Source organism: Candidatus Pseudomonas phytovorans (assembly GCA_029202525.1).
GTDB lineage: Bacteria > Pseudomonadota > Gammaproteobacteria > Pseudomonadales > Pseudomonadaceae > Aquipseudomonas > Aquipseudomonas phytovorans.
Genome location: CP119325.1, coordinates 4,210,170 through 4,234,377 on the forward strand (window position 1 = coordinate 4,210,170; position 24,208 = coordinate 4,234,377).

Below are 24,208 nucleotides of genomic sequence, written 5' to 3' on the forward strand. Positions count from 1 at the left end.
TCCATGTGCAGGCGCCCTCTCCCAATCAAGAGACCGCGAACTGTCCCGGAGCCCACCATGGCCAAGCCCCTGCAGGAGTACCAGCGCAAGCGTGACTTCACCGCCACACCCGAGCCGGCCGGCAAACGCGCCCACCCGAGGCCCGCCCACGGGTTGCAGTACTGTATCCAGAAGCACGATGCCAGCCACCTGCACTATGACTTTCGCCTGGAGCTGGATGGCACCCTTAAAAGCTGGGCGATTCCCAAGGGCCCTTCCCTCGACCCCAAGGTTCGCCGCCTGGCTGTACATGTAGAAGACCATCCGTTGGACTACGCCAGTTTCGAAGGCCACATCCCCGAAGGCCACTACGGCGCCGGCGACGTGATCGTGTGGGACCGGGGCCTTTGGGAGCCTGAAGGCGACCCGCGCGAGGCCTATGCCAAAGGCAAGCTGCGCTTTCGCCTGCAAGGTGAAAAGCTGTCAGGCGTCTGGAACCTGTTTCGTACCCACCTGGCCGGTAAGAAAGAGCAGTGGATGCTGGTCAAGTCCCACGATGGCGAGGCCCGCAGCGAAACGGACTACAGCATCGTCGACGCCCTGCCGGACAGCGTGTTGAGCGACCGCACACTGGTACCGCGCCCCCCAACCAAGGCAGCAACAGGCGGACGCAAACGCAAGGCTAGCCCTGGCACCCTGCCGGATATGCTGCAACCACAGCTGGCGACCCTGGCCGATTCTCCCCCCGACGGCGACTGGCGGTACGAGGTCAAGTTCGATGGTTACCGCATGCTGGCTCGCATCGAGGGGGACGATATACGCCTGTTCACCCGCAATGGCCACGACTGGAGCGCTAAGCTGCCCCGTCAGATAGAGGCGCTGAAAGCGCTGCGGCTCGACGCTGCCTGGCTGGACGGTGAGATGGTGGTCGCAGACGAGACGGGGGTGGCCGACTTCCAGGCCTTGCAGGCCGCGTTCGACAGCGAGCACGACGATGAAATTACCTATTACCTGTTCGACCTGCCCTACCTCGGCGGCAAGGACCTGCGCGACTTGCCCGTACAAGATCGGCGGGCGGCCCTGGCCAAGCTGCTGAAGCACAACACATCGGAGATCCTGAAGTTTTCCGAAGACTTCAACCAGCCAGCCGACGCGCTGCTCGACAGTGCCTGCCGGCTAGGGCTGGAAGGGCTGATCGGCAAGCGCATCGATAGCCCCTACGTTGGCCGGCGCAGCAGCGACTGGATCAAGCTCAAGTGCAAGCAGCGACAGGAGTTCGTGATCGTCGGCTACACCCCGCCCAAAGGCAGCCGCCAAGGCTTCGGCGCCCTGCTGCTGGCGTTGCACGACACCGACAGCGGCCAGTTGCGCTACGCCGGCAAGGTAGGCACCGGCTTCAGTGCCGCCACGCTGGAGAGCATCCTTAGCCGCCTGAAACCCCTGCACGCCACCAAGCCGCCCTTTCCTGAGCCCCCCATCGGTGCCGATGCGCGAGGCGTGCACTGGCTCAAGCCTGAATTGCTGGCCGAAGTCGCCTATGCCCAGATGACCCGAACAGGCATCGTGCGTCACGCGGTATTTCACGGGCTGCGCAACGACAAACCCGCCACGGCCATCCCCCTGGAACGCGCCATGCCAGCCAACACCACAGCAGGCGCACGGTCCAAGGGGCTGGGCAACCTGCGCCTGACTCACCCCGACCGCGTGATCGACAAGACCAGTGGCACCTGCAAGCGCCAGGTCGCGCAGTATTACGCCCAAGTCGCCGACTGGCTGCTGCCACAGCTCGAACACCGCCCCGTAGCACTGGTTCGCGCCCCGGAAGGCCTCGACGGTGAGCTGTTCTTTCAGAAAAACGCCGAACAGTTGCATCTCCCCGATGTGACCAGCTACACCAAGGCCCAGGCCGGCCAGGCGGCAATGGTAATCAAGGGAGCCGAGAGCCTGTTGGGCGCAGTACAGATGAACATGCTTGAACTGCACACATGGAATGCCACCGACAGCAACTTCGACAGGCCTGACCGCTTCATCCTCGACCTGGACCCCGACCCGGCACTGCCATGGAAGGCCATGCTCGAAGCCACCCAGCTCACCCTCACCCTGCTTGATGAGCTGGGCCTGAAGGTATTTCTCAAGACCAGCGGCGGCAAAGGCATGCATCTGGTGGTGCCGCTCACCCGTCGGGCTGGCTGGGAAGACGTGAAGGACTTCAGCCATGCCATCGTCAAACACATGGCGGGCCTGTTCCCGGATCGCATCAGCGCCGTCTCCGGGCCGAAGAACCGGGTCGGGCGCATCTTCATCGACTACCTGCGCAACGGCAAGGGCGCAACCACTGTGGCCGCCTACTCGCTGCGCGCCCGCGAAGGCCTGCCAGTGTCGGTGCCCATCTGGCGCGAGGAGTTGCCCAAGCTCAAGGGCGCCAACCAATGGCATATCGGCAACTTGCAGGCGCGTCTTACGCAGATGGAAGACCCCTGGACCGATCTGGGCTCGACCCGGCAATCGATCACCGTGCGCATGCGCAAGCAACTGGGGATCGCCTGATGGACCTCGCCCACCTCGACCGGCTGCTGCACCGCTTCGGTACCCGTTCGCGGGCTATCGACCTCGACCCCTTGCTGCCGGAACTGTTGCAGGCGCTGCAAGCGCAACAGCTCGACCTGCTGCCCCTGCCTGGCCAGGGGCACACATTGGAGCGCTGGCGTGCCTTGGCGCGGGTCGGCGGCTGCGATCTCGGCCTGGCCAAGCTGTATGAAGGCCACACCGATGCCTTGGCGATCCTCGCCGAGTGCGGCGCCACTCACCTTGCTCACGACGGTATCTGGGGCGTCTGGGCTGCCGAGCCGCCGGATGCCAGGGCCCGCATCGTCGCGCGCGATGGCGAGCGGGTTCGACTGCAAGGCTGCAAGGCATGGTGTTCGGGCGCACTGCAGATCGACAGGGCGCTGCTGACCGCCTGGGAGGACGACCAGCCGCAGCTGGTGGCCGTCGAGCTGTCACATCCCAGCCAGCGCATCCAGGCCGAACACTGGCAGGCCGTGGGCATGGCCTGCACCGCCAGTGTCAACGTCGAGTTCGACGACTCGCCGGGGCTGGCGGTCGGCGCACCAGGCCAGTACCTGTCCCGTCCTGGCTTCTGGCAGGGCGGCGCGGGTATCGCGGCCTGCTGGTACGGCGCGGCCGAGGCCTTGGCAGGCTACCTGCGCGAGCACTGCAGCAAACCGCGGCCCGACCCCCATGCCGAGGCTCATCTGGGCGCGGTCGATGCGGCCTTGTATGGTGCCCGCGCCGCCCTTCGCGAATGCGCCGCCTGGATCGATCAGCACCCCCAGGCCGACGCCAGTTTCGTAGTACGCCGGACCCGCGCGCAGATCGAGCAGGCGGTGGAGCAGGTCATTCAGCATGTAGGCAGGGCCCTGGGTGCCACACCCTTCTGCCGCAGCAGCCATTTCGCCCGGCTAAGCGCCGACCTGCCGGTGTACCTGCGCCAGAGCCACGCTGAACGCGACTTGGCCGAACTGGGCCGGCAAGTGGCCCGCACACCGACAGGAGCATGGCAACTATGAGCGAGAACCTGATTGATGCGGCCACGGGCACGTCATGGAGCGACTGGCAACATTCCGCGTACCTGGCACGCGCCACCTGGCTTGCGCCAGAGCAACTGTGCCCACCTGGCCGACGCCTGGTGTTACTGGCGCCGCACCCGGACGACGAGGTGCTCATGGCCGGCGGGCTGCTTGCCAGCTTTCAAGGGCGTGAACAGGACCTGGTGCTGATCTCGGCCACCAATGGCGAGGGCAGCCACCCGCACTCCCCGCACTGGACCGAGCAGCGCCTGCGTCACCAGCGCCCCCTCGAAAGCCGGCATGCCTTGCAGCAGCTGGACCTGGACCTCAACCGCCTGGACTGGCGGCGGCTCAATCTCAAGGACGGCGCCTTGCCCCGCGATGAAGCCTTCCTGGTGCGTCACCTGGAACAATTGCTGGAGCCCGACGACCTGTTGCTGACCACCTGGCGTGGCGATGGCCACTGCGACCACGAGGCAGCAGGCCGCGCCGCGGCCCAGGCCGCCCAGGCACGCGGCGCACAGCTGGCCGAAGCGCCCGTGTGGGCCTGGCACTGGGCCGTACCCGACGACCCACGCCTGCCGTGGTCGCGGGCGCATCGCCTGCAGGTCGATGAAACACGCCAGGCCCGCAAGCGCGAAGCCTTGGCCGCCCATGTCAGCCAATTGCAGCCCGACGGTGACCGCCCGCCCGTGGTGCCGGCGCATTTGCAGGCGTGCCTGCTGCAACCCTTTGAACTGGTCTTCCTGTGATGGAGCCGCCATGAGCCTGAACGCGCAATATTTCGCCGACCTGTATGCCGACAGCGATGACCCATGGGCCTTTCGCACCCGCTGGTATGAACGACGCAAGCGCGACCTGCTGCTGGCCAGCCTGCCGCGCCAGCGCTATGAGCGCGTGTTCGAGCCGGGCTGTGCTAACGGCGAATTGAGCGTGCTGCTGGCCGAGCGGTGCGACAGCTTGCTGTGCCAGGACATCGACCCGACCGCCGTGGGGCTGGCACGGCAGCGCTTGAATACCGCGCAGCATGCCAGTGTCGAGCAAGGGCATCTGCCGGGCGATTGGCCAGGCGGACAGTTCGACCTGATCGTGCTCAGCGAAATCGGCTATTACCTCGATCCCGCCGATTGGCTACAGGTGATCGAGCAATCAGTGGCCAGCCTGACTGGCGATGGCGGCCTGCTCGCCTGCCACTGGCGCCACCCCATCGTCGGCTGTCCGCAGGATGGCCGCGAGGTGCATGCCCTGCTGGCGAAGCATTTACCCCTGTATTCACTGCTGCGTCACGAAGAGGCGGATTTCATTCTCGAATACTGGACGTGCCAGCCCAGCGTGGTTGACCTCAACGAGCGCTGCCCATGATCGCCGTCATCATTCCCGCCCACAACGAGGCCCGGCGCCTGGGGCATTGCCTCAAGGCAATCAAGGCTGCAGCTGCGCGAGCCGAGGCAGCAGGTTTTGCCGTAGAGGTGCTGGTGGTGCTGGACCGGTGCAGCGATAGCAGTGCGCTGGTGGCCCGCCGCCACGGTGTGCATACCCTTGAACTGGAGGCAGGCAACGTCGGCGTCGCCCGGCAGGCAGGTGCGGCGTGGATGATCGCCCGCGGTGCCCAATGGCTGGCATGCACCGACGCCGACAGCCGCGTCCCGCAGCACTGGCTGACCTCGCAGTTGCAATGGCACGCTGATGCGGTGTGCGGCACCGTGCACATCGAGCGCTGGCAACCCTGGCAGAGCATCGCCTTTCGCCAGCTGTACCGCAGCCTTTACCAGGCACGTGAGGGGCACCGGCATATTCATGGCGCCAACCTCGGGGTGTGCGCCAAGGCCTACCAGCGCGCTGGCGGGTTCCAGCCAGTAGCGGCCCATGAGGATGTTCAACTGGTGCAGGCCCTGCAAGACAGCGGGGCGCAGATTGTCTGGACCGCCGAACACAGCGTAGCCACCAGCAGCCGGCGTGATAGCCGGGCGAAGCTTGGATTCGGGGACTATCTCAGTGGCCTGGAAGGACAGGTCTGCCAACCCGTCCGGGATACACCCTCATGAGGCCTTGCGCGGTCGCTTGGCCGCAGGCTTTGCGGCCTTGGTCTTGCCGCCGAGGCTGCGTTTGAGCAGCTCGGTGAGGTCGAGGATATCCGCGCCTTTCTCCACGGCGTTGCCGTCGCTCTTATCCACCGTCTCGATCTTGCCTTTGCTGGCCTTCTCTTCCACCAGGTCGAGAATGGTCTGGCGAAACGCATCGTGGTACTCATCGGGTGCCCATGACCCACTCATGTCTTCGACCAGGCGTTTGGCCATGCCCATTTCGCGTTTGTCGGCCTTGGCATCCGTCACGCTCTTGTCCAGTTCCAGGCTTTCCACGCTGCGCACCTCCTCCGGCCAGCGCAGGGTGATCAGCACCAGTGCGTCTTCCAGCGGCCGCAGCAGCGCCAGGTGCTGCCGGGTATGCAGCACCACGGTGGCCAAGGCCACCTTGCCGGTGCTCTCCAGCGTGTCGCGCAGCAGTGCATACACTTTGCCACCCCGGCGGTCAGGGCTCAGGTAGTAGGGTGTGTCGAAGTGCTGCAGCGGAATCTCGCCAGCCTGCACGAACGAGAAGATATCGATGGTCTGGGTCGCCTCGGGGCGCGCATCACGGATCTCCTGCTCACTGATCACCACGTAGCGGCCCTTCTCGTACTCCACGCCCTTGACGACATTGTCCTTGTCGATGTCCTTGCCGGTGACCTTGTTGACCCGCTTGTAGCCCACCGGCTCCATGCTGCGCTTGTCGAGCCAGTCAAAGTCCACCCGCTCGGAACGCACTGCGACGTTGAGTGCAACGGGGATGTGCACCAGCCCGAAACTGATCGCGCCTTTCCAGATAGCCCGTGCCATGTCGACCTCCTATGCCTGTAACCGTATGACGGCCCCTTTCTGGAACTGACTGACGACGGGTACAAAGGTTTAGTCTGGTTGCTTGATGGCAAAGGGGGGGGCCGACGGCCTGTCAAACGCCCTGCGGCCACGCAGCATGTGCTGACACCGCATTGACGCCCTCAAGCGTCGCAAACGAAATGTCTTTCGCCGTGAGCAGAAAATCGCTCATGTAAGGCACTTCGAGCATGTCGCTGCGTACAGCCGCAAACAGCGTGGCCTGCAACCCGGCTGCGCCCAGCCGCTTGGCCAGCACATAGCCGCGGGATGTGTACTCGTGCACCGCCCAGTTCGGCAGGCAGCACACACCTCGGCCGCTTGCCACCAACTGCATCATCATGACGGTCATTTCTGCAGTACGTATCTGGGCCGGTTCCATGTCGGCCGGGTCGAAGAAGCGGGTGAAGATGTCCAGGCGGTTGCGCTCGATCGGGTACGTGATCAAGGTCTGGCTGGCGATGTCAGCCGGCTCCAGATACCGCTTTTCGCGCAGCGGATGATGTTTGTCGATGGCCAGCATTGCCTCGTAGCCGAATAACGGCACGTAGGTGATCCCCGGGAGGGTCACCGGGTCGGAAGTCACCACAAGGTCGAGGTCACCCCGCTCCAGGGCCGGCAGGGGCGCGAACGACAACCCCGATGCCAGGTCCAGTTCAACTTCCGGCCAGGCGCAGCGAAACTCGTCCAGCGAGGGCATCAGCCACTGATAGCAACTGTGGCACTCGATCGCGATGTGCAGCCGGTCGGCCGCACCGCCAGCGAGCTTGCTCAGGTTGCGCTCGGTTGTGCGGATCAGCGGCAAGACCTGGTCGGCCAGTTGCAGCAACTTGAGCCCCGCCGTGGTGAAGCGTACCGGTTTGGACTTGCGCACAAACACTGGCATGCCAACGCGGGTTTCCAGCTCCCGGAACTGGTGTGATAGCGCCGATTGAGTCAGGTGCAGGCGTTCGGCTGCCTCGGGCAGGCTGTCCGTTTCGCGCAGGGCGTGGAGGGTGCGTAGGTGTCTCAAGTCAATCATGAGCAGAGGGCAACCCTCAAACCGCGCCATGCGCGGCAAGGTTGCAATATTGTCCTTTGAAATACAGCAAGGGTTGCGTCGCCACAGCGTCCTGCACGTTCAACGCTTTCACTTCACCTACCACGATCAAATGATCGCCGGCAGCGTGTTCGGCGTGAATCTCGCAGTCAAGCCAGTGCAGGCTGCCGGTTATGACCGGATTACCCAGCGGCGACACCTGCCAGTCGACACCCTGCCACTTGTCAGTGCCTTTGCGGGCAAACTGGTTGGAAACCCCAACCTGCTCACCCGAAAGAATGTTGACTGCGAATCGACCCGCTCTACGAATACCGGGATAACTGGCCGAGCTGGACATCACGCTGAACGACACCAGCGGTGGGCTCATCGACACGCTATAGAACGACTGGCACGTGAAACCTATCGGGTTGCCATCGATGAGTGAAGTGATCACCGTGATGCCCGATGCGTAGTGCCCGAGCGCTTCGCGAAAGCTCAATGGCGCGATGGCAGTACTGGGAAGTGACATGGTAGGTCCTGGCGTTTGGGTGCCTTTAAATGGCCAAAAGTTCTTTGCGCACGATGTCTGCACCTGCACTCAACGCATTGAGCTTGCCGCGGGCGACCCCACGCGGTAAGGGCGCCATGCCACAGTTGGTGCAAGGATAGAGCTTGTCTGCATCTACAAATTGCAGTGCCTTGCGCAAGGTATTGGCGACTTCCTCAGGGGTTTCAATGGTGTAGTTAGCCACGTCAATCGCGCCCACCATCACCTTCTTGCCTCGAATCAGCTCAAGCAGATCCATCGGCACATGGGAGTTATGGCATTCCAGCGAGATGATATCGATGCTGGACTTTTGCAGTTTGGGGAAGGCCTCTTCATATTGCCGCCACTCGGACCCCAGGGTCTTTTTCCAGTCGGTGTTGGCTTTGATGCCATAGCCATAGCAGATATGTACGGCGGTTTCACATTTGAGGCCTTCAATGGCCCGTTCCAGGGTGGCAACCCCCCAGTCATTCACCTCGTCAAAGAAGACATTGAAGGCGGGTTCATCAAACTGAATGATATCCACACCGGCGGCCTCGAGCTCTCGGGCTTCCTGGTTGAGGATCTTGGCAAACTCCCAAGCCAGTTTTTCGCGGCTTTTGTAGTGGTTGTCGTGCAGCGTGTCGATCATGGTCATGGGGCCTGGCAACGCCCACTTTATGGGCTGCCGGGTCTGCTGGCGCAAGAACCGGGCATCTTCGACAAACACAGGTTTTTGCCGAGCAACAGCACCTACCACTGTCGGTACGCTTGCATCATAGCGATCACGAATCCTGACGGTCTCGCGCTTCTCGAAGTCAACGCCGCTCAGGTGCTCAATGAAGGTAGTCACAAAATGTTGGCGGGTTTGCTCACCATCGCTGACGATATCAATGCCGGCGTGTTGCTGCTCCTGCAATGCCAGGCGCAGGGCATCCTGCTTGCCTTCGATCAATGCCTCATCTTGCAGCTTCCAGGGTGACCAGAGCGTTTCGGGTTGTGCGAGCCAGGAGGGTTTCGGCAAACTGCCAGCGGTCGAAGTAGGTAACAGCTTTTTCACGAGGGTAGACCTTATATATTCAGTTAATCAGCAGGCGTGTATCAGCAGGCGTAGTGGGCGGACCACTGTTCAAGCATCGCGTGGTGGGGTTTGATAAAGTACTCCTCGACAAACCGTCCCTGCTCGATGGCCAACCTGCTTCGCTCTTCGCGGTCATAAACAATACGCGTCAGTGAGTAATCCTGGTGCTGCAAGCTGGGCTGATAGCATTTCCCGGCGGCAGAGTTCGCATTGTATATTTCGGGCCGATAGATTTTCTGGAAAGTATCCATGGTGCTGATGGTGCTGATCAGCTCAAGGTTGGTGTAGTCACTGAGCAAGTCACCGGCAAAATAGAAGGCCAAAGGCGCAACACTGTTTGGCGGCATGAAGTAACGCACCTTCAACCCCATCTTCTCAAAGTAGGTATCCGTCAACGAATACTCATCCTGCTGATACTCAAAACCCAACACAGGGTGATGATTATCCGTCCGATGGTAGGTCTTGCTGCTCGAAACGCTCAGGCAGATGACCGGCGGCTTGTCAAAATGTGCCTTGTAAGTGCTTGAGTTCACGAAGCGCTTGAACAGCTTTCCGTGCAGCTCGCCGAAATGGTCTGGCGTGCTGAACACCGGTTGGTTCGCATTGTGCCCCAACAGCAATACGCTAAAATCGTAATCCCGCACGTAGGAAGAAAAATTATTCCCCACCATGCCCGCGATGCGCTCGCCGGTTTGTCGGTCGACAACGTTTGTTTTCAATATTTCAATCAGCGGCAGCGCGTGATCGCCGCCTTCAGCACCGATACTCATTTCGACAGAAATAATGTCAAGCTCGACCGCGTAGCGGTCCCCTTTGGGGTTATCCCAGTGCGCCAGGGCATTGAAGCGGTTATCGATCATCCCCAAGGTGCTGCGCAAGTTCTGCTGCCGGCTCGCGCCCCTCGCCAGGTTGGCGAAGTTGGTAGTGAGGCGCGTATTCTCGGAGGGGTGATAATGCTCGTCGAAACGAATGCTCTTGATGGAAAAGTTGAAGTCTTTATTTGTCATGACCGGGAACCCACTCAAATATCCATATACTCTCTAATTGGCCTGTATTTTAGGTTGGGGGGCTGACGGGGGGAACTGAATTGATTTCACAGCGCCTTTAGCCACGCTCATGACGCGCCCGGGTAATGATGCCAAAGAACAGACGCCTGCACGGCAACTCGGCGAGCACCGTGCGTCCAGGGGTGCTCAGGCATCATTGCCAGCATCACCCGGCTCCCGCGCCGGGGCGGCAAACCACTTGTCTCGCGGCACCCACTTCTCTTGCGCCGGGTCCCCCAGATAATGCGGCGACATGATCTGCACCCCATACGCGTTGAACACGTCCTGGATGTTGGCGTGCAACAGGCTCAGCAACTCCGCGCGCGGCCTTGGCGCGGCAGGTACTGCCTGGGCCACCAGGCGGTATTCGGGGTAGAAGTCCGAAAGCCCGGTCTGGAATACCTGCGGTCTGGGCGTTTCCAGAATGCCATCGGTGCGGTAGGCCGCTTCCACCAGCATCGCCTCGACCTGGCGCCACGGCGTGTCGTAGCCGATGGTGACCACGGTATCGACAATGTAGCCGTGCCCTTGCACCACCCGCGAATAGTTGCGCGTCACCGAGCCGGTGATCATTGAGTTGGGCAAGGTCAGCACCTCGCCAAGGCCTGTGCGGATGGTGGTATTGAAAATGCCAACCTCGGTCACCGTGCCTTCGTTGTCGCCGACCCGCACGTATTCACCAGCCTTCAATGTGCGCGAATAGGTCAGGATCAACCCCGCCGCCGCCTGCCCCACCACACTGGTGGCACCGAGCGAAATCATCAGCCCCAGTAGCACCGAGAGCCCTTTGAAGGCATCGGTACCAGAACCGGGCAGGTACGGGTAGGCCATGACCAGGGCGAACAGCCAGATTGCCAGCGAAGCGAGCCGTGTCGTGGGTTGCAAGGTTTCTTCGGTGAGCCATTTCAAGGTGCCCGGGCGAGCCAGGCGCTCCAGGATGCGCCGACTGAAGCTGCTGATGCCGCGGGCGATGAAGAAGATCGTGAAGGCCACGGCAATGCCCGGGATAGCGTGCAGGATACCGTCAAGCAGGTAACGCAGCAGGTCGAGCAGGTGCACATTGAGGCTTTCGCCCCACGGCCGGGTATAAGGGAACTGCGACAGCACGAAGCTCAACCACTGGTAACTGAGCAACAGTACGATGACCCAGTACAACAGGCGCAGCAGACGATCGATCAGGAAGTACACATACTGCATGTCGAACAGTGGCAGCTGGCCAACCTTGATCTGCCGCGCACGTTCACGCATCAGCTGCGGCAGGCGGCCGCGCAGCTTGCGCCGGGCCAGGTTGGCGCCCTTGATAAGCACCACAAAAGCCAGCGTGGCAATAGCGGAAAAACCCAGCGCCTTGAGCAGAAAACGCACGCTGCGCGCCTCGCCGGTTTCGTCGACTACCTGGCGCAAGGTGGCCGCTGCCTGCTCAGCGGCCTCGCGGGTGTCGCCGCCCTCCTCACTCAGGTCCTTCGGTGCGACGATGAACGCCCGGCGCCCACCCAGCAGCACCAGGTGGCTGTTGACGATTGGGTCAATGCTGACCTTCAGCTCGTCGGTGCCACGCAGCGCCTCCTCGATCACCGACCTTGCCCGCTGCACGCGGGCAGCAGGCGTTTCGCCCAGCAGCGTGGCGTGAAAGGTAATGATGCTGCGGTTGGCAATACGCAGTTCTGCCGGTTCGCCCGGTACGCCATCTGTGGCGTTGCCGAAGGCGTCCTTGCCCTGCCCCACCATCGGCAGCAAGGCGCACAGCATCAGCAACACCGTCAAAAGGCGATTCATTGCACACTCCTTGGCCTGTGGGACGAACAGCGTTGCTGTAGTGATAGCACAGGCGCCACTGGCCGGGGCCAAGGCCCAGGGACCAACGCAAGCAAGGTTTTTTGCCGTGGCCGAACGCGCCTGCCGCCCGGATCCAGTCGGCCAGACGGTCATGGCGCTTCGCCTTTAGCGGGCTATCGTTGGTTTTCTGGGCAACGACTAGCGAGCGAGGGCGATGCCATGAACACCAGTGATCTACTCGAACAGTTACTTCGGGCCGGACAAGGCTCGCAATCGCGCCAAGGCAGTGGCGGCGTGGCACAAGACGGCCTGGGCGGTCTGGGCGGCTTGCTGGGTGGCCTGTTGGGTGGCCGAGCGGGCGGCAGCACAGGTGGTATTCCCCAGGGGCGCTCTACCGGAGGCAGCAATTTCGCGACACTGGCGTCGCTGGGCATGATGGCGTTCCAGGCCTATCAAAGCTGGCAGCGCAGCCAGGCGGCAGCCCCGCAACCGGCGCTACAGACTGTCGATCAGTTATCAGGCCCCGAGGCCGAGGACCATAGCCATGCGATCTTGCGCGCGCTGATTGCGGCAGCCAAGGCAGACGGGCGCATTGACAAGCAGGAAGAACAGTTGATCTACGCTGAAATCAAACGTCAAACCAGTGACCCGCAACTGCAGCAATGGCTGGATGAGGAAGTCAGCAAGCCCCTCGATGTTGCCGAAGTGGCCCGGTCGGCCCAAAACCCGGCCATGGCTGCAGAAATGTACTTGGCCAGCGTGATGCTGGTGGATGACCAGCAGGACGACGAGCGGGCCTACCTTGACGAACTGGCCGGCGCACTGCAGATCGACCCGACATTGCAGGTGCACCTGGAACAGCAGGCCAAGGCAACTACCTGAACGGACTGAAAACAGCCGGAGGCAAGCGCTCCAACGCGTGTTGCTGCCTCCGGCGACGTTAACAGGCCGCTCAGCGGTCCTGGTCACGCTGCGGGTTATCACGCTGCGACTGCTGGCCACCCATGCGGTCTTTGTCAGCCGGGTTCTGCTTGTCGGTCATGCCCTCTTCAGGCCGGCCGCCTTTGCTTCCGGTATCACCAGCACGGTCCCAGTCCTTGTTCATCTTGTCCTCGGGCTTTTGCCCCGGCTGGTCATGACCCTGTTGTTGCTTGTTCGGCATGCCACCACCTGAGCCTTGACCACCCTGTTGCCCGGTACCTGTGGTGTTATTGCCCTGATTACCGCCCTTGTCTTGATTATTAGCCATGATCGCTTACCTCAAGTCAGACACAGAAAAGCCTGTGTATGGGTACGACTGCGGCGCTCCGGCAGTGGATGTATTTATTCGCCGCGTTTCGGATGAGCGATACCAAATGCAGCTACTTGATACTGCGCCGCACTAAATACCGACGTGCAGCAGGGCCGGCATTGACCTGTATCCGGGCAGGCGAATGTGGCGTTTTCAGGGAAATTGGGGCAATTCATCCTGTTTAAGCTGATCTGAAGCGCTGCATGGCATATCCTTGTGGCTCGCAATCAACTTTGAAGCAGTGAATTGAACGATGGGTTTTGAACAACTAGCTGAGCTACGTGACCGCCTGCGGGCGGAGAAAGTGCAGGACAAGGCCGATAGCCCCAAACAGCCCAAACGCAAGCCGGCGCCCCAGGCGAAGCCTCGCGAGCAGGACCCGGCGGTTGCAGCGATCTGGCCATTGCAGAAGCATTTTCCACTGGCCTTCCCTGTCAATCCGGCCCCTAAGGTTCCGCTCAAAGAAGGCATTTTCAAGGATGCCGAGCAACACCTTGAACTGCTCGGTATCACCAGCGAACAGCTCAAGCTGGGCATTTCCACCTGGTGCCGGGGAACCCGATACTGGGCAAGCATGGTCGAAAATGCGCCGCGTCTGGACTTGAATGGCCAAGTCGCCGGCACTGTGACCGCCACTCAGGCAACGCATGCCAAGCAACAAGCTGCGCGGCATCGCAGCCAGGAGCGACGAAATCGTGCGAAGGCCAAAGCGCCTGCTGCGGCCCCCGCTGCCGAGACCGCAGAGAAGCAGACTACAGACTGAATTCGGTCGCTCGGCCCAGCATTGAGCTGGGCCGAGCATGTGCCTAACGGTCGAGACCGGATTCAAGCTGCGCTTGAATCCAGTCGATGAATGCGCGTACGTGGGGCCGGTTCAGGTTCTCTTGGCGGGCAACCAGGTAGTATGCGAAACGCGAAGGCCAAGGGCGGTCTATCGCTACCACCAACCTGCCGCTTCGCAGGTCTTCTTCCGCGTGCTGCCCCTGTATCAGTGCGATGCCTTGGCCACTGGCGGCGGCGCTTAACAACAGCAGGTCTTCGTCGAAACTGGGCCCGCGGCGGCTACGCTGATCCGGCTGAACACCATGAGCCTGCAACCACAACGTCCAGTCGGCACGGTCGGCATCCTGCAGCAGTGGGTAGCGCAGGCAATCCTGCGGCTCATCGAGCGCCGGCCCGTCGGCAAGCAGGCCAGGGCTGGCCACCGGCAGCAGCACAGGCGCCAGTAGCGGTATCGACTCCAGCCCAGGGTAATCGCCCAGCCCATGGCGCAGGGCAATATCGACAGGGTCACGATGCAGGTCGACAAGCTCGGCCGTGGACTGTACACGCACGTCGATTTCCGGGTGCTGCGCATTGAAATCCACCAACCGCGGCACAAGCCAGCCAGACGCGAATGAAGGCTGGGTGCTGATCGTCAGGGTGTTCGCGCGAGTCAGCACTTCAAGATCCAGCAGTGCGCTTTCGATCTGGCCAAAGCCGCGTGAAAGCCCAGGATAAAGGCTCGCTCCGGCCTCGGTGAGCTGCACCCCGTAACGGTTCCGGGTCAGCAGGATTACGCCGAGACGGTCTTCCAGCACACGAATCTGTTGACTGATTGCGCCGGGGGTAACACCCATGCGCTCGGCAGCTGCCTTCAGGCTGCCCAGCCGGGTGGTTTCAGTGAAAGCTCGCAAAGCGAGCAACGGCAAGACCGCCCCCATACAATTCCAACCTTAGAAAAACTGATGTTAGTGCGTGAAGTGATCGTTAGTGCGCCCGCTATTTGATGCCTAGCATAGCGTGCAGCCAGAGAAACTCGAATCAGTTTAATTAAGGTGGAAAGTATGCAGGACTCGCTGAGCCCCGACCAAAAATTGCCCACGAACATGAACAGCAAAGGCGCCAGCGCCGATGCCTTCGCTGAGCATCCCGGTTACCGTCGCATGTTCGCCCAAGGTCAGTTGACCCTGGGTATCTTCCTGCCACTTCGCTTCCATGACGGTGACATGGCTGTGCTCCAAGGACAGGCGCAGTTGGTCAACGCAATCGACCGGCTGGGCTTCGCAGCCGTGTGGGTACGCGATGTACCATTGTACGACCCGGTTTTCGGTGACGCCGGCCAGGTATTCGACCCTTTCACCTACCTGGCCTATCTGACGGCCCACACCCGCAATATCGCCTTGGCAACCGGTAGCGCGATCTTCACGCTACGCCATCCCATTGACCTGGCCAAAGCTGCGGCCAGCCTGGACTGCCTGTCGGGTGGACGCCTGGTGTTGGGCATTGCCTCAGGCGACCGCCCCGTGGAGTTCCCCGCATACGGCCTGCCCCATGAGACGCGTGGAGAGCGCTTCGCGCAAAGTGTGGACTACTTCCGTCAGTTATTGACTGGCCACTCTGCGCTGATCCACTCGCCATTGGGCCAACTCGATGGCGCCCGCCTGCTGCCGCAACCCGTTACCGGGCGCATCCCGTTACTGATGACCGGCTCGTCACGCCAATCCTTGCAGTGGCTGGGCGAACAGGCTGACGGCTGGCTTACCTACCCCGAAGCCACCCATAACCTCCTTGGCCCAAGGCGCTTGGCCGAGAAGATCCGGGCTTGGCGAGCGGCCATTCCTGACGGCGGCTTCCGTCCACATGTCACCAACGAATGGATCGATCTCGATGAAGACCCAAACTTCCCCCGAACACCGCAACAGGGTGGCTACCTGTTGCGCACAGGCCGCAACGGGTTGATCGAGCTGCTGCATGAGTGGCGCGAGGCTGGGGTCAATCATGCGGCACTTGGCATGCAGATGGCCCGGCGCCCGGCGCAGGAGATCATCCAGGAACTGGCAGCAGAAGTGCTGCCATTGTTTCCATCCCTGCTGGGGCCAGAACCTCACGGGCAAAACTGGTAGGCATTGCGCAGGCTGCTGAACGCCATCGGCGCGCGCCCAGGCGTTGGCTTCATTGATACACGGCAGCCTGGCAGAAGCGGCTGTGTGGATTGCGGAGGCTGAAGACGGCCATGCGCGCCTGGCCCAGGCATGCATGGCGCTCGATCTGTTGTTGCGGGGGTGCTTGAATAGCAATAATTCGTAACAACCCGATCACTTTCTCAATCCCCGTACACCACCTTCCCCGCCATGCCCAACTGGCGCCGGGTCACGCACACCAGCAAGATGAACCCGGTCACCCCCGCTGTCATCAAAGCCTCGTAACGGTAGGCATCAGTAACCAGCATGTACCCCAGTACCAGCAAAATGGCACCAATAACCAGCCAGGTCAGCCATGGGAACAGCCACATCTTGAAGGCCAACTCGGTGCCTTCACGCTCGGCCCGTGCGCGCATGCGCAGCTGGGACACGGCAATCACCAGGTACACCAGCAAGGCAATAGAGCCTGTGGTCGAAAGCAGGAAGCTGAACACTTTACCCGGAAACACATAGTTGACCAGGCAGCCGGCGAAGCCAGCCAGTGTGGAAAGCAGCACTGCCGCCACCGGCACACCGCTGCCGGATATCCGCCGGGTAATCGGCAATGCTTCACCGCGCGCGCCCAGCGAATACAGCATGCGTGAAGCCGTATACAGCCCGGAGTTCATGCAACTGGTTACAGCCACCAGTACCACCAGGTCGACCATCAGCTTGGCACCGGGCACGTTGAGCACTTCCAGCACCCGCTGGAACGACCCCACCGTTTTCAACGCCGGGTCATTCCAGGCCACCAGCGACACCACCAGGAAGATCGAAGCCAGGTAGAAGATGGCAATGCGGTACACCACCAGATTGGTGGCGCGGCGAATCTTCTCCTTCGGGTTGGACGTTTCGCCGGCTGCAATGGTGACCACCTCTGCGCCGAAGAAGCAGAAGATGGTGATAAGTACACCACCAAGCACCGCCCCCCAGCCATTGGGCACAAAGCCGCCATTGGCCCACAGCTGGCTGACGCCGGACACCTTGGCCAGCGGCCAGGCGCCGAACACCGCCAAGCAACCCACGGCGATGAAACCGATGATCGCCAGCACCTTGACCAGCGCGAACCAGAACTCGAACTCACCGAAGTTTTTTACGCTGACCAGGTTGCTGCACGCCAGTACGGCCATGATCAGAAACGCAAACAGCCAGGAAGGTATCGACGGGAACCAGGCGTGCAGGATATCCGCGCCGGCAATGGCCTCGACGGGGATGATCAGTACCCAGAACCACCAGTACAGCCAGCCGATGGTAAACCCGGCCCAAGGCCCGATGGCCTCGCCGGCATAAGTGGAAAAGGAGCCGCTGTTGGGGTTGGCCACGGCCATCTCGCCCAGCATCCGCATCACCAGCAGCACCAGCAGTCCGGTCATGGCGTAGGAGATGAGGATGGCGGGGCCAGCGGAGGCGATAGCGTTGGAAGAGCCAATGAACAGGCCGGCACCGATGATGCCGGCGATGGAAATCATCGAGACCTGGCGGGACGTCAGGCCATGCTGCAAGGAACGTTGTTTTTTCGATTGGGACGACGTCATCTGAAACCTTCGATCAGCTTCGCCGCAGCACGGGCTGCGGCGAGCCTTCTTGTCATTGTGTTCGGCGAAACCTTGTGGATCGCAGTGACTATGAGTGCGCGGGGCACATCGCCAGGCGCTTCAAGCTGCAGCGGTGATGATGATTTCAACCAGCATGCCGGGCTTGGCCAGGCGTGCCTGGGCACTTGAACGTGCAGGCGCGTGCTCTTTCACCAGCCAGGCATCCCACACCTTGTTCACTTCATCGAAGTCGCGGAAATCGTCCAGCAGCAGGATGGCATTGAGGATGCGGGTCTTGTCACTGCCCGCCTCGGCCAGCAGGCGGTCAATTTTGGCCAGCACTTCACGGGTTTGCGCCGCAGCGGACTCGCCGGGTGTGGCGACCTGGCCGGTCAGGTACACAACACCGTTGTGTTTGACGGCATGGTGAATACGGGTGTCGAACCCATAACGCTCGATATCGCTCACTGCATATCTCCAGATAAATACTTCAAATGTGCTTGCTGAGGCCTCGGGCTTTACTCGCCGAGGTAGGCCTTTTTCACTTGATCGTCATGCAGCAGCGTCTTTGCACACCCTTCCAGGGTAATGCGCCCACCATCGATGACGTAGGCGCGCTGACAGGTCTGCAGCGCAAGCCGGGCGTTCTGCTCCACCAGCAGCAGAGTCACGCCACCCTTGACCACCTCGACGATGGTCTCGAAAATCTTCTGCACGATGATGGGCGCCAGCCCCATGGACGGCTCATCCAGCAGCAACAGCTTGGGCCGGCCCATCAGCGCGCGGGAAATGGCCAGCATCTGCTGCTCACCGCCCGACATGGTCCCGGCAAGCTGAAAGGCCCGCTCTTTCAGGCGCGGGAAGATGCCGTACATGCGCTCGATGTCGGCGCCAATGGCGTCCTTGCCGTCGCGCCGGGTGAAGGCGCCCATCTCGAGGTTTTCGTGCACGGTCAGCTTGGGAAAGATGCCCCGCCCTTCCGGCACCAGTGCCAGGCCTTCGCGAATCAGGTCATAGCTTTTGATCGCCGCATGGGCCTTGCCATCGAAGGTGATGCTGCCGTCGCTGGGCTTCAGCAACCCGGCCAGGGTCTTCAGGGTGGTGGTCTTGCCGGCACCGTTGGCACCGATCAGCGCCACCATCTCGCCCTGGCCCACTTTCAGGTCGATGCCCTTGATCGCCTGGATCGCGCCATAGGACACCTTCAGATCATTCACTTCCAGAATGTTGCTCATGCCACGGCCTCCGCGCCCAGGTACGCCTCGATCACTTTGGGGTCTTTGCGCACATCCGCCGGCAAGCCGTCGGCGATCTTGCGGCCGAATTCCAGCACGGTGATGTGGTCACACAGGCCCATCACCAGCTTCACGTCGTGCTCGATCAACAGCACCGTCTTGCCATCTGCCTGCATCTTGCACATCAGTTGGCGCAGGCCTTCGGTTTCAGAGGCATTCATGCCCGCTGCCGGCTCGTCCAGGGCAATCAGCTTGGGCTCGGTTGCCAGCGCCCGGGCGATTTCCAGGCGGCGCTGGTCACCGTAGGACAGGCTCTTGGCCAGCTCACCGCCCAGGTGGCCGACGCCAACGTAATTCAGCCAGTAACGGGCGGCCTGGCGGATCTCGCGCTCTTCACGCACGCAAGCCGGGGTGCGCAGGATGGCGCCGAACACACCACTGCGGGTACGCACGTGGCGGCCGATCATCACGTTCTCCAGGGCGGTCATGTTGTGGAACAGGCGGATGTTCTGGAAGGTGCGCGAAATGCCGGCCTCCACCACCTTGTGCGGTTTGCTGATGCGCAGCGGCTTGCCGTCGAACATCACCCGCCCCTGCTCGGCCTTGTACAAGCCTGTGAGCACGTTGAACAAGGTGGTCTTGCCAGCGCCATTGGGGCCGAGCAGGCCGCGGATCTCACCGCGACGAATGCTCAGGTCGATGCCATGCAGCGCCTGCAGGCCACCAAAGAACTTGCTCACCTGGTGCAGCTCGAGAAGTACATCGCTCATGCTTTGTCCGCCTGTTTGGCCGGGTATTCGAAAGAGGCCTCGGTGGCCGGTGCCTGCACTGTGGTGCCAAGCGCTGCGGGCACCGGCGCAAGCTCTGGGTCGCTGTCGTGCAGTTCGGCACGGCGGCGGTTGGACGGCCACAGGCCTTCAGGGCGAAAACGCATGACCAGGATCAGTGCCAGGCCGAACACCAGCATGCGCAGGGTCGAGGCATCCAGCACGTTGCGCAGGATGTCGCGGCTGATGAAGGTGACGTTGTCCATCACCCAAGGCTGAATCCAGTTGACCAGGTCGCGGAACAGCTCTGGCATCACCGACAGGATCAACGCTCCCAGCACCACGCCGCGGATCGAGCCCATGCCGCCGAGCACCACCATGGCCAGCACCATGATCGACTCCATCAGGGTGAACGACTCGGGGCTGACAAAGCCCTGATAGCTGGAGAACAACACACCGGACACACCACCGAAGGTCGCGCCCATGGCAAACGCCAGCAGCTTGAGGTTGCGCTTGTTCAGGCCCATGGCCTCGGCCGCCACTTCGTCCTCGCGCAGGGCCATCCAGGCGCGGCCGATACGCGACACTTCCAGGCGTTTGGACAAAACGATGCAAAGGATGACGATGAACAGGAAGAACAGGTAGTAGCTGATCACCGGTGACACTTGCAGGCCAAACAGGCTCCAGCTTTGCTGCAAGGACAGCAGCGGCGCGGCGCCCTCGCCCGGCAGATGCATCCATGCCCCGCCGTCCACATGCAGCGGTGCGATGCTGCTGATGCCCTGGGGGCCATTGGTGAGGTTCACCGGCTGGTCCAGGTTGTTCATGAAGATACGGATGATCTCGCCGAACCCCAGGGTGACGATGGCCAGGTAGTCACCGCGCAGCTTGAGCACCGGAGCACCGATCAACACCCCGCAGATGGCCGCAGCAATCGCCGCCAGCGGAATGATCACCCACAGCGGCCAGTCCATCACCATTTGCGTCAGCCCCGCCAGCTGCAGGTGCGGCGAGGCAAGCAGCGCATACAGGTAGGCGCCAATGGCATAGAAGCCGATGTAGCCCATGTCGAGCAGGCCGGCATAACCGATGACGATGTTCAGGCCCAGCGCCAACAGCACGTAAAGCATGGCAAAGCCAAGAATGCGCACCCAGGTCGGGCCAAGCATCGGGATGGCTTCGATGATGAACGGCAAGGCGATGAAGCAGAGGATCAACAGCAGGTATTGGGTCTTGAGGTTTTTCATCGCGGGCTCCTCAGGCACGGTCGGCCTGGCGTTCGCCAAGCAGGCCGTTTGGCCGGAACAGCAAGACCAGGATCAACACCGCAAAGGCAAAGATGTCCTGATAGTTGGCACCCAGGAAACCACCGGTGAGCTGCCCGGTGTACCCCGCCGCCAGCGATTCGATCAGCCCCAGCAACAGGCCACCGGCCATGGCGCCAAACAGGTTGCCGATGCCACCCAGCACCGCTGCAGAGAACGCCTTCAGGCCCAGTAACAGGCCCATGTAGGCATCCGCCTGGCCGTAGTTGATTGCGCGCATGACGCCGGCAATGGCACCGAGGCTGGCGCCGATGAGGAAGGTGGCGCTGATCACCCGGTTGATATTGATGCCCATCAACCCGGCCACTTCCTGGTTTTGCGCGGTGGCGCGCATGGCCTTGCCCAGGCGGGTTTTGTCGACCAGCAGCCACAGGCCAAGCATGATCACCACGGCAATCAGCATGATCGACAGCTGCACGTTGGTGATGGTGGCACCGAACACGTCCACCGGCTGGGTCTCGACTACCTCGGGGAAGGTTTTGTATCCACGCCCCCAGATCATCATCGCCAGGTTCTGCAGGGCAATGGAAATGCCGATGGCAAGAATCAGCGGGGTCAGCCGCGGGGCTTTGCGCAAGGGCCGGTAGGCGTATTTTTCCATGCCCTGTGCCAGCAGCATGCACACCACCACGGCAGCCATGATCGCCAGCAGCAAGGTGATGAGACCGGGGGCGAAGCCTGCACCGGCGAGCATCGTCAGTACCGAAATGGTCACCATGGCGCCAACCATCACCACCTCGCCATGGGCGAAGTTGATCAGGCCGATGATGCCGTAGACCATGGTGTAGCCCAGGGCTACCAGGGCATAGATACTGCCCAGCACCAGGCCGTTGAGGACCTGTTGCAACAAGATATCGAAATTACCGTCCACGCGCTGAATCCTCGAAACTGCGTTGTCGTCGACGCGCGGCGTTGCAGCGCCACGCGACCGACAGGCCTGGCAGGTGGGAAAAGTCTTCTTGTTATGTTGCGGGCTCACGCCCGCTTGTTATGGGTAAAACTCAGTCGCGCTCGACCGACAGGGTTTTCCAGCCACCGTCGGCAAACTGGAACACGGTCGCCGCCGGGTTTTTCAGGTTGCCCTTGTCATCAAAGGCGATGGTGCCGGTGACACCGTCGTAGCTCTGGCCCTTGAGTACCGGCAGGTACACTTTGGGGTCGTCGGAGCCGGCCTTGACCATGGCGTTGATCGCCGCCCAGGTGGCGTCATAGGCCGCCGGTGAAGATTGCACAACGCCTACGCCAAACTTGTCCTTGAGCTTCTGCTCGAAGGCAGCGCCCTTGGGCATGTCCTGCAGCGGCGTGCCGTAGTTCCAGGCGTAGGTGCCTTCGGCGGCGCTGCCGGCCATTTGCTTGAACGAGTCGTTGGGCAGGTTGCCGATGTTCATGAAGCGCGCCTTCAGGCCCAGGTTCTTCATCTGCTTGGCCATTGGCGCGGCCTGGTAGTCGAGCGCAGCAAAGAACACCGCGTCGGCCTTTTGCGCCTTGGCAGTGGTGAGGATGGCGTTGAAATCGGTGGACTTGTCGTTGGTGTATTCGCGCACCACGACGTTGCCGCCTGCCGCCTTGACCGCCTTGGTCACTTCGTCGGCCAGGCCCTGGCCGTAAGCGGTACGGTCGTCGAAGATGGCAATGCGCTGGGCCTTGAGCTGGCTGACCAGGTAGTTGCCGGCATAGCGGCCAAGGGTGGCATCGTCGTTGACGGTGCGAAACACCGAGGTAATGCCCTGGCGAGTCAGCGTCGGGTTAGTGGCCGACGGTGAGATCTGCGGGATGCCAGCGGCGGCGTAGATCTTCGAGGCGGGGATGCTGGTGCCGGAGTTGTAATGGCCGATCACCACCGCCACTTTCGAGTCCACCAGCCGTTGCGCCACTGCAGTACCGGTACGCGGGTCGGCGACATCGTCTTCGGACACCAGCTTGAACTGGGCCACCTTGTCGCCGATTTTCAGTTGCTGCTGGTTAGCCTCTTCGACGGCAATCTGAATGCCATGCTCGACGTCCTGTCCCTGGTGTGCCGATGGGCCGGTCAGGGGCCCGGCAAAGCCGATCCTGACAATTTCACTGTCCGCTGCGTGCGCCGTCCCCATGGCTATCAGCAAACTTACCGCGGTCGCGAGGGCTGTACGCCCTCCCTTATTGTTATTCATGCTCAGCTCCCAGTAGTAATTGGACGAACCTCGACATCGCTTACCGCATGCGAATTGGCCGGAACGCCATCGCACTTGTAAGATAACAGTCAGCAGGCAACTGTCAATGGGTGTATGCTGAAGGCGTTGTTAATTTTTTTGTAAGCACGCGTGGAGGCCCGTTCGTGGGCAAGCCCGCTCCCACAGGTCAGATGTTTGATAACATATGCCGACAACATCACCGCTGGTTGGCTACGGATCCCGCCGCAAGGGGCACGAGGGCTGCGCGCAACCTGCCGGAGAATCAACCGTGATGAGCCAATCAGTTTCAGGAGCAACTTTTCTATGAATGCGTCGTTAGGCACGCGTCGCGCCAACCTGGCGGAAACCGTGATCCAGGAGCTTTCCAGCCGCATCGACAACGGCACCTACGGCCCGGGCGACAAACTGCCGTCCGAACAAGCGCTGTGCAAGGAATTCAACGTCAGCCGCCCGGTGGTCCGCGAGGCGGTGGCCTCGTTGCGCCTTGGCGGGCGCCTGATCGCCCGCCAGGGCGTGGGTGTGTTCGTGGTCGAACAAGACGTCAAACGCATCGGCTTCGCCATCGACAGCGTGGTGGATGACGTGCGCGCCGCTGCGCAGATACTGGAGCTGCGCCTGGGCATCGAGGCCGAGTCGGTGGCCCGCGCTGCCGAGCGCCGCAGCCCTGCCAGCATGGCGTCGATCACCGAGGCATTCGACCGGTTCAACTCGCTGGACGGCGCTTCGCAAGAGGAAGAAGCCAAGGCCGACTTCGAGTTCCACCTGGCCATTGCCCGCGCCACCAACAACCCGCACTTCACCCAACTGCTGGAAGCACTGGGGCCGGACATCATCCTCGACCTCAACCTCAAGCACGGCCAGGTGACCGGCAAGAACCGCCAGGCACACATCAAGAAGATCGGCCGTGAGCACGGGGCGATTCTGTCGGCGATCAGCATGGGCGATGTGAACAGCGCGCGTACGGCGCTGCGCAAGCACCTCGAAGAGAGCCTGTCGCGGTATCAGCGGTTGCTCGACAGCAAGGCCTGAGTGGTT

General features: G+C 61.7%; 24 protein-coding genes and 1 pseudogene. 10 read left to right on the forward strand and 15 right to left on the reverse strand.

The window, feature by feature from the left end; all coding sequences use genetic code 11:
- Positions 1-57 precede the first annotated feature (57 nt).
- From ligD to P0Y58_18635, 5 genes are read left to right on the forward strand one after another with little or no spacing between them, the layout of a single operon-like run.
- Positions 58-2,526, forward strand: coding sequence for a DNA ligase D (gene ligD / locus P0Y58_18615; protein ID WEK28912.1), 2,469 nt, complete (start codon positions 58-60; stop codon positions 2,524-2,526).
- Complete coding sequence (locus P0Y58_18620) at positions 2,526-3,548, forward strand: acyl-CoA dehydrogenase (GenBank protein WEK28913.1); 1,023 nt, start codon at positions 2,526-2,528, stop codon at positions 3,546-3,548. The genes ligD and P0Y58_18620 overlap by 1 nt, the downstream gene beginning before the upstream one ends.
- Complete coding sequence (locus P0Y58_18625; GenBank protein ID WEK28914.1) at positions 3,545-4,300, forward strand: PIG-L family deacetylase; 756 nt, start codon at positions 3,545-3,547, stop codon at positions 4,298-4,300. Before P0Y58_18620 ends, P0Y58_18625 begins: the two co-directional genes overlap by 4 nt.
- 10 nt (positions 4,301-4,310) lie before the next feature.
- Positions 4,311-4,910, forward strand: a complete 600-nt coding sequence (locus P0Y58_18630; GenBank protein ID WEK28915.1) for an SAM-dependent methyltransferase — start codon at positions 4,311-4,313, stop codon at positions 4,908-4,910.
- Positions 4,907-5,593: a glycosyltransferase gene (locus tag P0Y58_18635; protein ID WEK28916.1), complete on the forward strand. Its 687-nt coding sequence runs from the start codon at positions 4,907-4,909 to the stop codon at positions 5,591-5,593. Before P0Y58_18630 ends, P0Y58_18635 begins: the two co-directional genes overlap by 4 nt.
- Here P0Y58_18635 and P0Y58_18640 read toward each other — a convergent pair.
- The 6 genes from P0Y58_18640 to P0Y58_18665 form a co-directional block, all read right to left on the reverse strand.
- Positions 5,588-6,424: a Ku protein gene (locus P0Y58_18640; GenBank protein WEK28917.1), complete on the reverse strand. Its 837-nt coding sequence runs from the start codon at positions 6,422-6,424 to the stop codon at positions 5,588-5,590. The genes P0Y58_18635 and P0Y58_18640 overlap by 6 nt on opposite strands.
- Before the next feature lie 112 nt (positions 6,425-6,536).
- Positions 6,537-7,481, reverse strand: a complete 945-nt coding sequence (locus P0Y58_18645; GenBank protein ID WEK28918.1) for a LysR substrate-binding domain-containing protein — start codon at positions 7,479-7,481, stop codon at positions 6,537-6,539.
- A gap of 16 nt (positions 7,482-7,497) precedes the next feature.
- Positions 7,498-8,007 (reverse strand): flavin reductase family protein, encoded by a 510-nt coding sequence (locus tag P0Y58_18650; GenBank protein ID WEK28919.1) that lies wholly within the window; start codon positions 8,005-8,007, stop codon positions 7,498-7,500.
- Between the two features lie 25 nt (positions 8,008-8,032).
- Entirely contained in the window at positions 8,033-9,064 is a 1,032-nt protein-coding gene (locus tag P0Y58_18655; GenBank protein ID WEK28920.1) for a methionine synthase, read from the reverse strand.
- Between the two features lie 41 nt (positions 9,065-9,105).
- Positions 9,106-10,092: a DUF1852 domain-containing protein gene (locus tag P0Y58_18660; protein WEK28921.1), complete on the reverse strand. Its 987-nt coding sequence runs from the start codon at positions 10,090-10,092 to the stop codon at positions 9,106-9,108.
- Positions 10,093-10,278: 186 nt separating this feature from the next.
- Complete coding sequence (locus tag P0Y58_18665; protein ID WEK28922.1) at positions 10,279-11,907, reverse strand: mechanosensitive ion channel; 1,629 nt, start codon at positions 11,905-11,907, stop codon at positions 10,279-10,281.
- Positions 11,908-12,126: 219 nt separating this feature from the next.
- On the opposite strand from P0Y58_18665, the gene P0Y58_18670 reads away from it, so the two are divergent.
- Positions 12,127-12,789 (forward strand): tellurite resistance TerB family protein, encoded by a 663-nt coding sequence (locus P0Y58_18670; protein ID WEK28923.1) that lies wholly within the window; start codon positions 12,127-12,129, stop codon positions 12,787-12,789.
- A 70-nt stretch (positions 12,790-12,859) separates the two neighbouring features.
- On the opposite strand, the gene P0Y58_18675 is transcribed toward P0Y58_18670, so the two are convergent.
- The gene (locus P0Y58_18675; protein ID WEK28924.1) at positions 12,860-13,156 is read right to left on the reverse strand and encodes a hypothetical protein; all 297 of its coding nucleotides are present in this window, start codon (positions 13,154-13,156) and stop codon (positions 12,860-12,862) included.
- Between the two features lie 295 nt (positions 13,157-13,451).
- Between P0Y58_18675 and P0Y58_18680 the strand changes: the two genes are divergently transcribed.
- A complete protein-coding gene (locus P0Y58_18680) occupies positions 13,452-13,961 on the forward strand; it encodes a ProQ/FinO family protein (GenBank protein ID WEK28925.1) in 510 nt (169 codons plus the stop codon).
- Between the two features lie 43 nt (positions 13,962-14,004).
- Here the strand turns inward: P0Y58_18680 and P0Y58_18685 are convergent, their stop codons facing one another.
- Positions 14,005-14,901: a LysR substrate-binding domain-containing protein gene (locus P0Y58_18685; protein WEK28926.1), complete on the reverse strand. Its 897-nt coding sequence runs from the start codon at positions 14,899-14,901 to the stop codon at positions 14,005-14,007.
- Between the two features lie 165 nt (positions 14,902-15,066).
- On the opposite strand from P0Y58_18685, the gene P0Y58_18690 reads away from it, so the two are divergent.
- Both P0Y58_18690 and P0Y58_18695 read left to right on the forward strand, forming a co-directional pair.
- Positions 15,067-16,083 (forward strand): LLM class oxidoreductase, encoded by a 1,017-nt coding sequence (locus P0Y58_18690; protein ID WEK33359.1) that lies wholly within the window; start codon positions 15,067-15,069, stop codon positions 16,081-16,083.
- Between the two features lie 28 nt (positions 16,084-16,111).
- Positions 16,112-16,267, forward strand: a pseudogene (locus P0Y58_18695) (TetR/AcrR family transcriptional regulator).
- Between the two features lie 16 nt (positions 16,268-16,283).
- On the opposite strand, the gene P0Y58_18700 reads toward P0Y58_18695, so the two are convergent.
- From P0Y58_18700 to P0Y58_18730, 7 genes are all read right to left on the reverse strand, one after another.
- Positions 16,284-17,675, reverse strand: coding sequence for an amino acid permease (locus P0Y58_18700; protein ID WEK28927.1), 1,392 nt, complete (start codon positions 17,673-17,675; stop codon positions 16,284-16,286).
- Between the two features lie 120 nt (positions 17,676-17,795).
- Positions 17,796-18,143, reverse strand: a complete 348-nt coding sequence (locus tag P0Y58_18705) for a RidA family protein (GenBank protein WEK28928.1) — start codon at positions 18,141-18,143, stop codon at positions 17,796-17,798.
- A 50-nt stretch (positions 18,144-18,193) separates the two neighbouring features.
- Positions 18,194-18,901: an ABC transporter ATP-binding protein gene (locus P0Y58_18710; protein WEK33360.1), complete on the reverse strand. Its 708-nt coding sequence runs from the start codon at positions 18,899-18,901 to the stop codon at positions 18,194-18,196.
- A 5-nt stretch (positions 18,902-18,906) separates the two neighbouring features.
- On the reverse strand, positions 18,907-19,680 hold the full coding sequence (locus P0Y58_18715; protein ID WEK28929.1) for an ABC transporter ATP-binding protein: 774 nt from the start codon (positions 19,678-19,680) through the stop codon (positions 18,907-18,909).
- A complete protein-coding gene (locus tag P0Y58_18720) occupies positions 19,677-20,924 on the reverse strand; it encodes an ABC transporter ATP-binding protein (GenBank protein WEK28930.1) in 1,248 nt (415 codons plus the stop codon). The genes P0Y58_18715 and P0Y58_18720 overlap by 4 nt, the downstream gene beginning before the upstream one ends.
- 10 nt (positions 20,925-20,934) lie before the next feature.
- Positions 20,935-21,873, reverse strand: a complete 939-nt coding sequence (locus P0Y58_18725; protein WEK28931.1) for a branched-chain amino acid ABC transporter permease — start codon at positions 21,871-21,873, stop codon at positions 20,935-20,937.
- Positions 21,874-22,003: 130 nt separating this feature from the next.
- Positions 22,004-23,152: a branched-chain amino acid ABC transporter substrate-binding protein gene (locus P0Y58_18730; protein ID WEK28932.1), complete on the reverse strand. Its 1,149-nt coding sequence runs from the start codon at positions 23,150-23,152 to the stop codon at positions 22,004-22,006.
- Positions 23,153-23,476: 324 nt separating this feature from the next.
- Between P0Y58_18730 and P0Y58_18735 the strand changes: the two genes are divergently transcribed.
- Positions 23,477-24,202, forward strand: coding sequence for a FadR/GntR family transcriptional regulator (locus P0Y58_18735; GenBank protein WEK28933.1), 726 nt, complete (start codon positions 23,477-23,479; stop codon positions 24,200-24,202).
- The last annotated feature ends 6 nt before the right edge of the window (positions 24,203-24,208 follow it).

Bases quoted from the DNA above. Each gene is read 5' to 3' on its own strand.
- P0Y58_18650 (WEK28919.1), bottom strand. From the start codon at position 8,007: ATGTCACTTCCCAGTACTGCCATCGCGCCATTGAGCTTTCGCGAAGCG.
- P0Y58_18735 (WEK28933.1), top strand. From the start codon at position 23,477: ATGAATGCGTCGTTAGGCACGCGTCGCGCCAACCTGGCGGAAACCGTG.
- P0Y58_18660 (WEK28921.1), bottom strand. From the start codon at position 10,092: ATGACAAATAAAGACTTCAACTTTTCCATCAAGAGCATTCGTTTCGAC.
- P0Y58_18715 (WEK28929.1), bottom strand. From the start codon at position 19,680: ATGAGCGATGTACTTCTCGAGCTGCACCAGGTGAGCAAGTTCTTTGGT.
- ligD (WEK28912.1), top strand. From the start codon at position 58: ATGGCCAAGCCCCTGCAGGAGTACCAGCGCAAGCGTGACTTCACCGCC.
- P0Y58_18640 (WEK28917.1), bottom strand. From the start codon at position 6,424: ATGGCACGGGCTATCTGGAAAGGCGCGATCAGTTTCGGGCTGGTGCAC.
- P0Y58_18665 (WEK28922.1), bottom strand. From the start codon at position 11,907: ATGAATCGCCTTTTGACGGTGTTGCTGATGCTGTGCGCCTTGCTGCCG.
- P0Y58_18675 (WEK28924.1), bottom strand. From the start codon at position 13,156: ATGGCTAATAATCAAGACAAGGGCGGTAATCAGGGCAATAACACCACA.
- P0Y58_18630 (WEK28915.1), top strand. From the start codon at position 4,311: ATGAGCCTGAACGCGCAATATTTCGCCGACCTGTATGCCGACAGCGAT.
- P0Y58_18635 (WEK28916.1), top strand. From the start codon at position 4,907: ATGATCGCCGTCATCATTCCCGCCCACAACGAGGCCCGGCGCCTGGGG.
- P0Y58_18720 (WEK28930.1), bottom strand. From the start codon at position 20,924: ATGAAAAACCTCAAGACCCAATACCTGCTGTTGATCCTCTGCTTCATC.
- P0Y58_18680 (WEK28925.1), top strand. From the start codon at position 13,452: ATGGGTTTTGAACAACTAGCTGAGCTACGTGACCGCCTGCGGGCGGAG.
- P0Y58_18670 (WEK28923.1), top strand. From the start codon at position 12,127: ATGAACACCAGTGATCTACTCGAACAGTTACTTCGGGCCGGACAAGGC.
- P0Y58_18690 (WEK33359.1), top strand. From the start codon at position 15,067: ATGAACAGCAAAGGCGCCAGCGCCGATGCCTTCGCTGAGCATCCCGGT.
- P0Y58_18625 (WEK28914.1), top strand. From the start codon at position 3,545: ATGAGCGAGAACCTGATTGATGCGGCCACGGGCACGTCATGGAGCGAC.
- P0Y58_18620 (WEK28913.1), top strand. From the start codon at position 2,526: ATGGACCTCGCCCACCTCGACCGGCTGCTGCACCGCTTCGGTACCCGT.
- P0Y58_18700 (WEK28927.1), bottom strand. From the start codon at position 17,675: ATGACGTCGTCCCAATCGAAAAAACAACGTTCCTTGCAGCATGGCCTG.
- P0Y58_18730 (WEK28932.1), bottom strand. From the start codon at position 23,152: ATGAATAACAATAAGGGAGGGCGTACAGCCCTCGCGACCGCGGTAAGT.
- P0Y58_18685 (WEK28926.1), bottom strand. From the start codon at position 14,901: ATGGGGGCGGTCTTGCCGTTGCTCGCTTTGCGAGCTTTCACTGAAACC.
- P0Y58_18645 (WEK28918.1), bottom strand. From the start codon at position 7,481: ATGATTGACTTGAGACACCTACGCACCCTCCACGCCCTGCGCGAAACG.